The following is a 12,919-nucleotide window of genomic DNA, read 5'->3' as shown; positions in this document are numbered from 1 at the left end:
CTTGTCGCTACTAGGCTTCAACATAACTTATGAACGGAAAGCTTTTTTTATGATAAAAATAAAAAAGACCGGCAAAAAAATGCCGATCCGTTTATGCTCGCGCTAACATGCGCTCAAGCGCTAACATCGCTCCTTCAGCTACATCTTTCGGAACAGTAATGCGATTGACAACTTTCCCTTCAAGCAATGATTCAAGCGCCCAAAGCAAATGTGGTAAATCAATGCGATTCATCGTTAAACATGGACACATATACGGGTTTAACGACACAATTTCTTTATCTGGATGTTGCTGAATAATCCGATTAACTAAATTCATTTCTGTTCCGATTGCCCATTTACTTCCTGACGGTGCTTGAGCGATCGTTTCAATAATATATTTTGTCGAACCTGCATCATCTGCTTGTTGAACAACTTCCCAGCTACATTCTGGATGAACAATAATTTTCATATCCGGCTTTGTTTTTCGAATATGTTCAATATGTTTTACTGTAAAATTTTCATGGACAGAACAATGTCCTTTCCATAAAATCACTTTAATTTGCTGAACGTCACCGTCGTATTGAAGTGTATTTGTCGCTGGATCCCATACAGCCATTTGTTCAAGTGGAACGCCAAGATCGTAAGCTGTATTTCTTCCTAAATGTTGATCAGGCAAAAAGAAAATGCGTTCCTTTTGTGTAAACGCCCAAGCGACCATTTTTTTCGCGTTTGATGATGTCACCGTCGCCCCGCCGTGTAAGCCGACAAACGCTTTAATCGCAGCGGTCGAGTTAACATACGTTAACGGTAAAATCGTATCTCCAAACATTTGTTGTAATATTGGCCATGCTCGCTCCACTTGTTCAATTTCCGCCATATCTGCCATCGAACATCCGGCACGCATATCTGGCAAAATGACGACTTGTTCATCGCTTGTTAAAATATCAGCTGTTTCCGCCATAAAATGCACGCCGCAAAATACAATATATTCAGCTTCTTTATTTTTCGCTGCTACTTGTGCAAGCTGCAATGAATCACCTGTCGCATCTGCAAATTGGATGACTTCATCTTTTTGATAATGATGTCCTGGAATAAATAAACGCGTACCAAGCTCTCGTTTGACACGAGCAACGCGCTGTTCCATTTCCTCGACCGACAACTGTTTATACGTCTCTGGCATCGCATCTTGTTGTTGCATGAGTTGTAATACGTTCATCGCTCATTCCTCCTACTGCACGTTTAAACTAATATCTAACGCTTTCGCTGAATGCGTCAACATGCCTAACGAAATATAGTCCACACCTGTATCCCGATACTGTGCAATATTTTCAAGAGTAATTCCGCCGGAAGCTTCCGTAATGATCGATGGTGGGACGAGTTGAACAAATTCACGAATTTCTTCAGGCGTACGATTATCAAACATAATGACATCCGCCCCTGCCTCAACCGCTTCCATCACTTGTTGTTTCGTCTCTGTTTCCACTTCAATTTTTACCATATGACCAAGCTGCGAGCGGACGCGTTCGACTGCTTTTGTAATGGAACCACAAAACGCAATATGATTATCCTTAATCATCACTCCATCATATAAACCGAAACGATGGTTGTATCCACCGCCACACGTTACCGCATATTTCTCTAACATCCGCAGGCCCGGCGTCGTTTTTCGCGTATCACAAATGCGTGTATGGTTGCTGTTTAACGCTCGAACAGCTCGATTTGTCAACGTAGCAATCCCGCTCATGCGCTGGAGTATATTTAAAATGACGCGCTCACCTGATAAAATCGGGATGGTCGGACCTGAAACGACGGCGATAACCTCTCCTTTTTTTACGCTTTCCCCGTCTCTTTTATATAATTGACATGTGATCGATGGGTGCAATAGCTTATATCCGATATCAATAATCGATACCCCTGCGATAATTCCATCTTCTTTGGCAACAAATATCGCTCTTCCTTCATCCTCACGAGAAAAGATCATTTCGCTTGTTATATCGCGTTCTCCGATATCTTCTAAAAAAAACTGCTTAAGCAACTCTTTTAGCTTTAGCTCATTCAACGGAATCCCTCCTTCATGAGATGTTCTTCTTTCGTGCGGACGATGCGCCGCTTTTCCCAATACGTTCTTTCAAATGGCTCGTCACTTCGATAATGAGCCCCTCGGCTTTCTCTTCTTTGCAAAGCTGAAGTCGTCACAAGCCAGCCAACAATCAACATGTATATAATCGTCCGCTCCTCGTCATCATACTCTGGTGACATGTTGACAAGCTCATCAATCGAATATTGTTCAAACCATTGTTTCGCGTAAAACAGTTGATCATAATCGCGCACAATGCCGACATATTGCGTCATGATATGCTGAATGTCCTCTTTTGTCGGTAACGCAATATGTACGTTATTTTCTTTTCTTTCGCTTTTCTTTAACATCAAACGTTGCTCCGTTTTGTTCAACAGATGGAAAGCAACACGTCGACTAAAGACGAGCGCCTCAAGCAGTGAGTTGCTTGCTAAACGGTTCGCTCCGTGCACACCTGTACATGCTGCTTCCCCAACGGCATACAGTCCCGGTAATGTCGTTTCACCATCGACATTCACAACGATGCCACCCATTAAAAAGTGAGCACCTGGGACAACAGGAAGGAAACCGTTGCGCCAATCGACTTGATAGCGCTCACAAAGCGATGTAATCGTCGGAAAACGGGATGAAAAATGCGGAATCATCGAGATATCTAAAAAAACAAAATGACCGTTTTTCATTTCGCGCTCAATGGCCCGAGATACGACGTCGCGCGGCGCTAAATCTTTTTGTGGATGCACTCCGTCCATGACGCGCCGACCGTCATCGGTCAATAAAATCGCTCCTTCTCCACGAACCGCTTCCGAAATGAGACCGACAGCTTTTCCGTCCACATAAAGCATCGTTGGATGAAATTGCACAAATTCCATATCTGCTACAGCAGCACCTGCTCGGTATGCCATCGCAATGCCATCGCCCGTTGCCGTTTCTGCGTTTGATGTAAACGTATATAACTGTCCAATCCCGCCTGTCGCAATCACGATCGCGTTCGCTGTATACGTTCCATTTTTCGTTTGTACACCTACGCAACGTCCATCGGAAACGAGCAAATCAATGACCGGATCGTTTTCAATAAACGTCACACGGCTAGAAAGCTTTTCAAATAAAAATGAAACCATGTTTTTTCCTGTCGCGTCGCCCCCCGCATGTAAAATGCGTCTCATACGGTGCGCCCCTTCTTGCCCGAAAAGCAATTGGCCATGCTCATCAACATCAAATGAAAAACCGAGGTTCATAAACTGTTGAATGACCTCGCGTCCTTCTTGAACTAAAATGCGTACCGCTTCCTCGTCATTATGCTCACATCCGGCAATTATCGTATCCGTATAATGAGTTAACCAATGATCGTCAGGATGAATGGCAGCCGCGACGCCCCCTTGAGCAAGCCAAGAGTTGCTCGTCTCTTTATTCGACTTCGTGAAAATAATCACATTTTTATGCTCACATAAATGATAGGCAACCATTAACGCTGCAAGGCCGCTACCAACGATAATCACATCCGCTTCACGCATGGATGTTCCTCCATTTCATACTGTCTTGACACCTATATTGACATATATTTAAACTGATGACAAGACTTTTGTTTTTGGAAGTGGTGAACGAGATGATTTATTTAGATTACGCCGCAACAACACCAATGAGTGAAGAAGCTTTAGCGGTTTATGTAGAAAGTGCGAGAACATATTTTGGAAATGCAAGCAGCCTCCATGATGTCGGAACAGCTGCAAACGAATTGCTTACGATTTGTCGAAAACAACTCGCTCAACTCATTCGTGGCGAGGAAAAAGGAATATATTTTACAAGCGGAGGAACAGAAGCGAACGTTCTCGCTATTCGTTCGCTCGCTTACGCCCATCGTCATAAAGGAAAACACATTATTACATCAAGCGTCGAGCACGCTTCCGTTCACGCTGTATGCGCGCAACTCGAACAAGAAGGATTTACCGTGACGTACGTGCCAGTCGACCGCTTCGGGCAAGTGGATATCGAAGCGCTTGAACAGGCATTAACGGACGAAACGATTCTCGTCTCTGTTCAACATGCCAATTCTGAAATTGGTACGATTCAACCGTTGCAACAAATCGGTGAATTATTAAAAGAAAAACAAATTGTCTTTCATAGCGATTGTGTACAAACTTTTGGTAAAATACCGATAGATGTGAAACAACTTCACCTCGATAGCATATCGATTGCTAGCCATAAAATTTATGGTCCAAAAGGGGTCGGGGCTGTGTATGTGAATCCGAGCGTACGTTGGCATATGTGGCTGCCAAACACAACACATGAAAGCGGATTTCGTCCCGGAACGGTGAACGTCCCTGGCATCGCTTCGTTCACAACCGCAGCGCTTGAAGCGGAAAAAAAACGAGAAACGGTTCAACAAAACATAACCGAATTGCGTCGTTATTTTGTTGAACAAATCGTGAAAAAACAATTGCCAATCACTGTTTTCGAACATCCGACAGATCAACTACCGAATATTGTTGGCTGTCTCGTTCACGGCTTTGAAGGACAATATGTGATGTTGCATTGCAATCGTCACGGGATTGCGATTTCTACCGGAAGCGCATGTCAAATCGGCAAGCAAGCACCATCAAAAACGATGATCGCCATCGGCAAAGAAGAAGACGAAGCAAAACAATTCATTCGCCTATCATTTGGCATGCATACGACAAAAAGCGAGGTCGAAGCCGTTGTTTCCGCACTTGAACAGCTTCAAAAAGAAAGGATGTCACGATGAAAAAAGAGAGAAAACTACTAGGGGAAGAACGTCGAACGCTCATTTTGCAATGGTTAAAAGAAACGAAACGCCCGATGACAGGAACGGAGTTGGCTAATAAAACGAACGTGAGCCGCCAAGTGATCGTTCAAGATATTTCGCTATTAAAAGCAAAAAACGAACCGATTATTGCAACAAGCCAAGGGTACTTATATTTATCTCCTTCTTCTACTCATATGTATACGCGCGTCATCGCTTGTTGCCACACGCCAGAACAGACGAAAGACGAACTATATACAATCGTCGATCATGGCGTCACAGTAAAAGACGTGAAAATTGAGCATCCGGTATACGGAGATTTAACAGCGTCCATTATGGTTAGCAATCGGTTAGAAGTTGATGAATTTATTCAAAAAATTAACGAAACGAAATCTGCCTACTTGTCTCAACTGACCGATGGCGTCCATCTGCATACACTCGAAGCAGATTCCATAGAAAAACTTGATGAAGCATGCGCTGCATTAAAACAAGCACGGTTTTTGATTGAGTAAAAAAACATCCCTTTACACGAGGGATGTTTTTTTTACCGTATAGTATGGATAGCTACCTAATATTTGCACCGTGCAGCCGAGCGCTTCCAATTCTGCAATCGCTCCTGGAATTAAAACGTCGTCCATTTTTTGATCAATATCAATAATAAAAAAGTAGTTCCCTAACCCTGTTTTCGCTGGGCGGGATTCAATTTTTGTCAAGTTAAGCTTTCGCCACGCGAACGCTGATAACACTTGATGAAGCGCTCCTGCCTGATCTTTTGGCAACATGACCATTAACGTCGTTTTAAACCCATCTTCTTTATCTGTAACAGGCAACAAATCGCGCTCGCGATGCAAAACAATGAAGCGCGTATGGTTGTAGTCATAGTCATGAATGTTTTCTTTCGCAATCGCTAAGCCGTATTGTTTCGCTGCAAGACGATTGCCGATCGCCGCGATCTTTTCTTCTGGATGCTCGCTCACATATTTTGCTGCTGCGCTTGTTGATGTGACGTATTCATACGTGGCGTGCTTTAAATGACGATGTAAAAACTTATGGCATTGAGCAATCGCATGCGAATGAGAATAAATGCGTTCAACATGCATCCAATCGTCCAATTGAGATGGATGTACGAGCAAATGTTGCTCAATTGGTGCAATAATTTCTCCAACAATCGGTAAATTGCATTCATGAATTAAATAATCGATCGTCAAATTTACAGAACCTTCTAGTGCATTTTCTAGTGGGACAACGGCTAGCTCGACTTCTCCATCGCGGACAGCGTCCATACATTGTGGAATCGTATGATATGGAACGTTTCGTATATGAGGGAAAATCGCTTCAACAGCCGCATGCGTAAACGTCCCTTCTGGTCCTAAATATCCTATTTTCACAATCCTTCCCCTCTCTACGCCCCTGAACCGAGAATTTCTACTTTTTCAACAAAAGGCAACTGTTTTAATTGCGAAAGTAACTCATCGATCGTTATCGCCATCTCGCTCGTACTAACGGACAACGTGACATTCGCCCGCCCTTGAAGCGGAATCGTTTGGTGAATCGTAAGAACGTTGCAATTTGCCGAGGCAACGACGCTTAATAGCTTCGAAAGGGTGCCTGAGCGGTCTTCTAAATGGAAAAAAAGCGTAATAATTTGTTCCCGAACCATCGTATGAAACGGGAAAACCGCGTCACGATATTTATAAAAAACGCTTCGGCTGACATCGACAAGTTGCACAGCATCGGCAACAGAATCGACTTTTTTTCGTTCAATTAATTCTTTTGCCGCCAACACTTTTTTCATTGCTTCAGGCAATACATCTTCCCGCACTAAATAAAATTTTTTATCCACCGCACAAGCTCCCCCTTTCGCATTAGTCGACAAATTCAAATTCGTAATTCAACAGCTTTACAATATCCCCATCTTTTGCTCCGCGAGCGCGCAGCGCATCATCGACGCCAAGCGAACGCAATTGACGTGCAAAGCGACGCACCGACTCTTCCCGTGAAAAATCGGTCATTTTAAACAGCTTTTCAATTTTTTCTCCTGACAAAATAAACGTTCCATCATCATCACGCGTAATATGAAACGGTGCTTCCTCTTTTTCCAATTTGTAAACGACGCGATGAATCGCTTCTTCCTCTTGTGGATAAAGCGGAAATTCTGGTGTCGTTTCAAGCAGATCAGCAATCGCAAATAATAGTTCGCGCAACCCTTGACGTGTCACTGCTGAAATCGGGAAAATCGGCACATCGTCCTTTAACTTTTGTTTAAATTCACGCAAATGTTGTTCCGCGTTTGGCATATCCATTTTATTCGCAACAATAATTTGTGGCCGCTCTGTTAGACGCAAATTGTACTGTTTTAATTCTTCGTTAATGACTAAATAATCTTCATACGGATCTCGGCCTTCTATGGCAGCCATGTCAATGACGTGAACGATGACGCGCGTCCGCTCAATATGGCGCAAAAATTGATGCCCAAGCCCGACACCTTGATGCGCTCCTTCAATAAGCCCCGGCAAATCAGCCATAACAAAACTGCGGCCGTCTTCTGTTTCAACGACACCTAAATTCGGAACGATCGTTGTAAAATGATAGTCTGCAATTTTCGGCTTTGCCGCTGAAACGACGGATAATAACGTTGATTTCCCAACGCTCGGAAAACCAACAAGTCCAACGTCCGCGAGCAATTTCAATTCTAGCGTCACGTATCGTTCTTGCCCTGGCTCGCCATTTTCAGCAATTTCCGGAGCCGGATTTGATGCAGTCGCAAAGCGAGTATTTCCACGTCCACCTCGTCCGCCTTTTGCTACGACAAATCGTTGTCCATGCTCTGTTAAATCAGCAATCACTTCTTTCGTTTCATCATCAATGACAACTGTCCCTGGTGGCACTTTTACAATTAAATCTTCTGCATTTTTCCCGTGTTGATTTTTTGACATGCCATGTTCGCCACGCGGCGCTTTAAAATGGCGTTGATAGCGAAAATCCATTAACGTGCGCAACCCTTCATCAACAACAAAGACGACATCGCCACCTTTTCCACCGTCTCCTCCAGCAGGTCCGCCTTTCGGTACGTATTTTTCGCGTCGAAACGCGACCATTCCGTTTCCACCGTCGCCACCTTTCACATATATTTTCACTTGATCAACAAACATCGTTTTTCTCCTCCGATCTTTTCATCTTTTACTCAACAAGATGAATCATTGCACATATGGTTAGTTCATGTTCATGAATCGCATGTTCACAAAGCGTGAACGCATCATATTGACTATGCTTTTGAATCCATTGTTTTACCATCTCAAGTTCATGAAGCATACCACGATAATCAAAAAAGAGCCGCACGTCGTTTTCTGTTAAGTCAATCGTAATCGTTACATAGTTTTCAACATGTGGAGAAGAACATTCCTCAAGCATATGTAAAAATCGTTGACACCACGTAGCGAGCATATGATCATATGCATGTAATGAACGTGGCTCCCCTAACACTTCATACTCTAGTTGAATATGACGTGCTTGCCAATGGTACGTCATGAGCAGTTCAGCAAACCGTTCTGTTTGTAAATTCGTGAGCTTCGCTTCATTTTCTGCTTCAATGATAATTTGTTGAATTATTTCATTGACGCGATCGATACGCTGTAAAGATAAATTTCCTTTAATTAATTGGATTTTATTGAGCCAATCGTGTCGGGAATGACGCAATGCCTCTACAATCGTCCACCGCTTCTCCATCATTCATTCTCCCATAAACAGTTTGACTATAATTATAACATACGCCAACAAAAAGAAAACCCTAACCAAGTCGGTTAGAGTTTTCCACTTCCTTATGCTTCTTTCACAACAGGATATACGCTCACTTTTTTACGATCGCGACCCATGCGCTCAAAACGAACGATGCCGTCAACTTTCGCGTAAAGTGTGTCGTCGCCACCGCGTCCCACGTTTAATCCTGGGTAAATTTTCGTTCCGCGTTGACGGTAAAGAATAGAACCGCCTGTAACGAATTGACCGTCTGCACGTTTCGCGCCAAGACGTTTTGCGATCGAATCACGACCGTTCTTTGTTGAACCTACCCCTTTTTTCGATGCGAAAAACTGAAGATCTAAACGTAACATGCCGTGTCACCTCCTACAACGTTTTCGTCGTTATTTTGACGTATTTTCCGTAATCACGCTCAATCGTTTGGAGCGACACGATCATCCCTTCAAGAAGAAGTTGCACGTCGGCTTGTGCTTTCTTATCTTCAATTGTCGGAAGTTCGCAATGAAGATAGCCGTCTTTTCCTTGTTGAATGATCGGTTTCACATTCGTCAAGGCGACAATTGCGTTAACCGCACCAAACGAAATGGCTGATACACCTGCACATACAATATCTTGTCCACGCTTCGCAAACTGAGCGTGTCCGCTAATCGTAAAGGAACGAATCGTCCCTTCCACCGTTCGATTAATCGTGATACGAATCATCGCTTACGCCTTATGCGTTAATTTTTTCGATCACAACTTTTGTGTATGGTTGGCGATGACCTTGCTTACGACGATAGTTTTTCTTTGGCTTATATTTGAAAACGATGATCTTCTTTTGACGACCATGTTTTTCAACTTTCGCCGTTACTGTTGCGCCAGCGACTGTAGGATTGCCAACTTTTACGTTTTCGCCACCTACAAATAGCACTTTGTCAAATGTTACTGTTTCGCCTTCTGCTGCATCAATTTTTTCGATGTAAATCGCTTGGCCTTCTTGTACTTTAATTTGTTTTCCACCAGTTTCAATAATCGCGTACATATTTGCACCTCCTAAATTAGACTCAGACTCGCCAGCTGTGAGGCGGTTCAAGCGAACGCTTAAATAGCCTTAGCTGAGCGGTTGTAGCACGGGTGCTACACAACATAGAAGATGATAGCATAAAAAGAAAACAATTGTCAATACGTATAAAGCAAATGGCCGATCGGTTCATTCGTTCGTTTCTCATGAAAATAAGCGTACAACAATTCGTTTTCATCAAGCTCCATTTCCATTTGATTTTTCTTTACGATAATCGCATGTTTTTTCCCGCGATGAAATAAAAGAAGAACGTGAAATAACGAATCGTTCGCATCCACGACAAGTCGCTTTAACGCTCGATATTCGACCCGTTTTCCGTAATATCGTTCCAACAAAAAACGCATCCACACATACGGACGTTGCTTCCATTCCATCCAAATGGCATGCGCTAAAAAGCAGGCGATGATCCATAAATTCATGTGCAATGGAGCGTTGATCAATAAAGCGACGAAACAGATGACTAAAAAAAAGACGGAAGCATAAAGCGTTTGTTCGTGCGCCCGTCGAAACGATGTACGCGCCGTACGATACAAAAAAAAGAGCTTCCCTCCATCAAGCGGCCAAATGGGCAACAAGTTAATAAGTAAAATAGATACATTATATTCAATTAGTTGATAATACCATTCATTAGATAACATGTTCGCTTCATGAGCGATATACGCGATGAAAAAAATAAATATATGCTGAAACGGCCCTGCTAATGTGACGATCAATTCTTCATGAAACGGTCGGTTCCCGTGTTCATCCATTTCAGCCACTCCGCCAAACGGCAAAAGTAAAATGCGTTTGACGCGCCATGAAAACATATGCGCTGCGACAACGTGTCCTAGTTCGTGCCAAAGCACAATCCAAAACAATAAAAGAAGCGTCTGAAATTGTGCAGTCATAATGGCAATAAGCGCAACAACCCAAAAAAGCGGATGAATATGAATGTTTATAAAAATAGATAACCATTTATTCAAAGGAAATCACCTGAACTGGATCAATAAAATGATCCCCTTGCTTCACCGCAAAATAAAACAAGCCTTTATGATTATTCATTTCCGCTCTCCCGACTTCTTTTCCTGCCTCAATGAAATCATACAACTTCACCGAAATAGCGGATAACTTTCCGTACCACGTTTCACTTCCATCCGCATGTTGAATAATGACTGTTTTTCCGTACGGTTCTTTCACTCCTGCAAATACGACAATTCCTTCTTCGACTGCTTTAATGGCTTGATCGGTTTCAATGACGATGCCTTGTCCATTATGTTCAAACGTTTCCACAACGCGCGCTGAAGCTGGAAAGGCATACGCGGCTGTTGTTGTCTCTTGTTGTTTTTTTACGTTAAAAAATGCTAATGGCTTCCCAAATGTTTTTTCGTACCATTGTGCAACTGTCGCAAATTGAAAATCTTTTTCCATCGCTTGTTTCACAAATGTACGCGCACCTTCAACGTTCGGAGAGTCGTATTGAAATAAAATCGCAACGCCAAAAAACAAAAGAGCTGATAAAAAGCTTTTCAATAAAAATATATCTTTCCGAAAAAGTGGCGGTTCTCGCTCCACATCGTACGTCACAACTGTTGGATTCCCATATTTTTCTTCTTCACTCCAGTTTGTCATCATCGTTTGAACGTAACGTTCACGCTCCTTTTTTCGCTTGGCGATTCGCTTTCGAATATGTTCAATTCGATCGCTCACACTCCACACCCCTCTCGTCCGATTTGTATTATATGTATGGGGAAATGGAGAAGATATGAATAAAAAAAGCACCTCCAAACGGAAGTGCTAACGCGCGCTAAATAGCTTTTTTATTTTCGAGAAAAAACCTTTTTGTTCTTCATCATCGAGCGACATAAGCGGTACGGATTCACCGAGAAGGCGACGGGCGATGTTGCGATATGCTAAAGACGCTTTGCTGTTCGGATCAAGAACGATCGGTTCACCGTTATTTGACGCTTTAATGACATGTTCGTCATCGACTATAATCCCAAGTAAATCAATCGATAAGTGCATCACAATTTCATCAATATCTAACATATCATGATTTTTTAACATATGACTACGAATGCGATTAATAATTAAACGCGGTCGTTTCATATGCTCTTCTTTTTCAAGTAAACCAATAATTCGATCAGCATCGCGCACAGCTGAAATGTCCGGCGTCGTCACAACGATCGCTTCATCAGCTCCTGCAACGGCATTTTTATATCCTTGTTCAATGCCTGCTGGGCAATCAATTAAAATATAATCGTAATCTTGTCTTAAATCGTCAATGAGTTGTTTCATTTGCTCTGGTGTGACAGCCGATTTGTCACTCGTTTGGGCAGCTGGCAATAAATATAACCGATCTTCAAATCGTTTATCTTTCACGAGCGCTTTTTGAATGGTGCAACGTCCTTCGACGACGTCGACAAGATCGTAAATAATGCGATTTTCAAGTCCCATAATGACATCAAGATTGCGCAAACCGATATCGGTGTCAACGAGACAGACTCGCTTTCCTAATAACGCTAGTGCCGTTCCGAGATTTGCCGTCGTTGTCGTTTTGCCAACGCCGCCTTTGCCAGAAGTAATAACAATCGCTTCTCCCACTGTCAAAAACTCCTTTCTAACCGAGTTAAATTCGGACGTAAATGCATCAATAGCTGGAGTCGATCGACAACAATTTGATCATGTTCATCAATATAAGCGCACTCCATTTCATTTCCTTCATCGCTACGGTAGTCTGGCGCTCGATTCATCACATCACTAATGCGCAACTGCGTCGGCTTCATCACCGATGCAGCGATAATGGCTTGACGGTTTCCTTCATACCCTGCATGTGCAATACCGCGCAATGCTCCTAATATAAAAATATTTCCTGTTGCAATAACCGTCCCACCAGGATTCACATCACCGATTAAAAGTAAATCTCCATCAACGTGTAACACTTGTCCAGAACGAATAATTTTCGCAACAGATACAATTTCATTTTTCTTCTTCCATTCTAACGCTTCTTGTTTCGTCATGACATTGCTTACAATCGAGTGGACAATTAAATGCTTTTTCGTTCGAATCACATCGCGCAATCGTTCTTCTTGCTCACGCGTCAAATATCTGTTGCCAACATGAACGTGCACAGCAACAAGTGGCCCTTCTTCGTCGCGTGTTGTTGTCGTCAATAATTCATCCACTTGTTTTAACAATTCGTCATAGGCACACGTATCATCAAGATGCAACGTCAGCCCTTCTTTCGTCCCTTTCATTGACACATATGGTCTTTTCTCCTTGCCAGCCACGACTTTCACCTCAATGAATAGTT

At 42.8% G+C, this 12,919-nt stretch carries 16 protein-coding genes and 1 other annotated feature; of the genes, 2 read left to right on the top strand and 14 right to left on the bottom strand.

Features of this window, described 5'->3' with window-relative positions:
- Window positions 1-91: 91 nt before the first annotated feature.
- From nadA to nadB, 3 genes are read right to left on the bottom strand one after another with little or no spacing between them, the layout of a single operon-like run.
- Complete coding sequence (gene nadA / locus JV16_RS02885) at window positions 92-1,195, bottom strand: quinolinate synthase NadA (RefSeq protein ID WP_042534180.1); 1,104 nt, start codon at window positions 1,193-1,195, stop codon at window positions 92-94.
- 12 nt (window positions 1,196-1,207) lie between these two features.
- Window positions 1,208-2,038 (bottom strand): carboxylating nicotinate-nucleotide diphosphorylase, encoded by an 831-nt coding sequence (nadC, locus tag JV16_RS02880; protein ID WP_042534178.1) that lies wholly within the window; start codon window positions 2,036-2,038, stop codon window positions 1,208-1,210.
- Complete coding sequence (nadB, locus tag JV16_RS02875) at window positions 2,035-3,567, bottom strand: L-aspartate oxidase (protein ID WP_042534176.1); 1,533 nt, start codon at window positions 3,565-3,567, stop codon at window positions 2,035-2,037. The genes nadC and nadB overlap by 4 nt, the downstream gene beginning before the upstream one ends.
- Before the next feature lie 92 nt (window positions 3,568-3,659).
- Between nadB and JV16_RS02870 the strand changes: the two genes are divergently transcribed.
- Window positions 3,660-4,796 carry an IscS subfamily cysteine desulfurase gene (locus JV16_RS02870; protein ID WP_042534174.1) on the top strand — a complete coding sequence of 379 codons (1,137 nt, stop codon included), beginning with the start codon at window positions 3,660-3,662 and terminating at the stop codon, window positions 4,794-4,796.
- The gene (locus JV16_RS02865) at window positions 4,793-5,326 is read left to right on the top strand and encodes a transcription repressor NadR (protein ID WP_021093886.1); all 534 of its coding nucleotides are present in this window, start codon (window positions 4,793-4,795) and stop codon (window positions 5,324-5,326) included. Before JV16_RS02870 ends, JV16_RS02865 begins: the two co-directional genes overlap by 4 nt.
- Window positions 5,327-5,338: 12 nt before the next feature.
- On the opposite strand, the gene pheA is transcribed toward JV16_RS02865, so the two are convergent.
- The 11 genes from pheA to minC all read right to left on the bottom strand — a co-directional run bounded on the left by pheA (window position 5,339) and on the right by minC (window position 12,863).
- Entirely contained in the window at window positions 5,339-6,202 is an 864-nt protein-coding gene (gene pheA / locus JV16_RS02860; RefSeq protein WP_042534172.1) for a prephenate dehydratase, read from the bottom strand.
- Window positions 6,203-6,216: 14 nt separating this feature from the next.
- On the bottom strand, window positions 6,217-6,657 hold the full coding sequence (locus JV16_RS02855) for an ACT domain-containing protein (RefSeq protein ID WP_042534170.1): 441 nt from the start codon (window positions 6,655-6,657) through the stop codon (window positions 6,217-6,219).
- 22 nt (window positions 6,658-6,679) lie between these two features.
- The gene (obgE, locus tag JV16_RS02850) at window positions 6,680-7,966 is read right to left on the bottom strand and encodes a GTPase ObgE (protein WP_042534168.1); all 1,287 of its coding nucleotides are present in this window, start codon (window positions 7,964-7,966) and stop codon (window positions 6,680-6,682) included.
- A gap of 28 nt (window positions 7,967-7,994) precedes the next feature.
- Entirely contained in the window at window positions 7,995-8,543 is a 549-nt protein-coding gene (locus JV16_RS02845; RefSeq protein ID WP_084220256.1) for a Spo0B C-terminal domain-containing protein, read from the bottom strand.
- Between the two features lie 89 nt (window positions 8,544-8,632).
- Window positions 8,633-8,923 (bottom strand): 50S ribosomal protein L27, encoded by a 291-nt coding sequence (gene rpmA, locus JV16_RS02840; RefSeq protein ID WP_003396301.1) that lies wholly within the window; start codon window positions 8,921-8,923, stop codon window positions 8,633-8,635.
- Window positions 8,924-8,936: 13 nt separating this feature from the next.
- Window positions 8,937-9,272 (bottom strand): ribosomal-processing cysteine protease Prp, encoded by a 336-nt coding sequence (locus tag JV16_RS02835; protein ID WP_042534164.1) that lies wholly within the window; start codon window positions 9,270-9,272, stop codon window positions 8,937-8,939.
- A gap of 10 nt (window positions 9,273-9,282) precedes the next feature.
- On the bottom strand, window positions 9,283-9,591 hold the full coding sequence (rplU, locus tag JV16_RS02830) for a 50S ribosomal protein L21 (protein ID WP_003396311.1): 309 nt from the start codon (window positions 9,589-9,591) through the stop codon (window positions 9,283-9,285).
- A 14-nt stretch (window positions 9,592-9,605) separates the two neighbouring features.
- Window positions 9,606-9,684 (bottom strand) — a sequence feature (ribosomal protein L21 leader region).
- Between the two features lie 44 nt (window positions 9,685-9,728).
- A complete protein-coding gene (locus tag JV16_RS02825) occupies window positions 9,729-10,592 on the bottom strand; it encodes a M50 family metallopeptidase (protein WP_042534161.1) in 864 nt (287 codons plus the stop codon).
- Window positions 10,585-11,316, bottom strand: a complete 732-nt coding sequence (locus JV16_RS02820; protein ID WP_042534159.1) for a M23 family metallopeptidase — start codon at window positions 11,314-11,316, stop codon at window positions 10,585-10,587. Before JV16_RS02820 ends, JV16_RS02825 begins: the two co-directional genes overlap by 8 nt.
- An 87-nt stretch (window positions 11,317-11,403) precedes the next feature.
- Window positions 11,404-12,210, bottom strand: a complete 807-nt coding sequence (gene minD / locus JV16_RS02815; RefSeq protein ID WP_009361731.1) for a septum site-determining protein MinD — start codon at window positions 12,208-12,210, stop codon at window positions 11,404-11,406.
- 2 nt (window positions 12,211-12,212) lie between these two features.
- On the bottom strand, window positions 12,213-12,863 hold the full coding sequence (gene minC, locus JV16_RS02810; RefSeq protein WP_216367445.1) for a septum site-determining protein MinC: 651 nt from the start codon (window positions 12,861-12,863) through the stop codon (window positions 12,213-12,215).
- Window positions 12,864-12,919: the final 56 nt, after the last annotated feature.

The sequence above is a fragment of the Anoxybacillus ayderensis genome, from assembly GCF_000833605.1.
GTDB lineage: Bacteria > Bacillota > Bacilli > Bacillales > Anoxybacillaceae > Anoxybacillus > Anoxybacillus ayderensis.
Note: the sequence above shows the minus strand (reverse complement) of the source record. Positions and strands in the feature narration are given on the sequence as shown.

Excerpts from the sequence above, each read along its gene's own strand:
- nadA (WP_042534180.1), bottom strand. The coding sequence starts at position 1,195 with ATGAACGTATTACAACTCATGCAACAACAAGATGCGATGCCAGAGACG.
- nadB (WP_042534176.1), bottom strand. The coding sequence starts at position 3,567 with ATGCGTGAAGCGGATGTGATTATCGTTGGTAGCGGCCTTGCAGCGTTA.
- JV16_RS02870 (WP_042534174.1), top strand. The coding sequence starts at position 3,660 with ATGATTTATTTAGATTACGCCGCAACAACACCAATGAGTGAAGAAGCT.
- JV16_RS02865 (WP_021093886.1), top strand. The coding sequence starts at position 4,793 with ATGAAAAAAGAGAGAAAACTACTAGGGGAAGAACGTCGAACGCTCATT.
- obgE (WP_042534168.1), bottom strand. The coding sequence starts at position 7,966 with ATGTTTGTTGATCAAGTGAAAATATATGTGAAAGGTGGCGACGGTGGA.
- JV16_RS02845 (WP_084220256.1), bottom strand. The coding sequence starts at position 8,543 with ATGATGGAGAAGCGGTGGACGATTGTAGAGGCATTGCGTCATTCCCGA.
- rpmA (WP_003396301.1), bottom strand. The coding sequence starts at position 8,923 with ATGTTACGTTTAGATCTTCAGTTTTTCGCATCGAAAAAAGGGGTAGGT.
- JV16_RS02835 (WP_042534164.1), bottom strand. The coding sequence starts at position 9,272 with ATGATTCGTATCACGATTAATCGAACGGTGGAAGGGACGATTCGTTCC.
- rplU (WP_003396311.1), bottom strand. The coding sequence starts at position 9,591 with ATGTACGCGATTATTGAAACTGGTGGAAAACAAATTAAAGTACAAGAA.
- minC (WP_216367445.1), bottom strand. The coding sequence starts at position 12,863 with ATGAAAGGGACGAAAGAAGGGCTGACGTTGCATCTTGATGATACGTGT.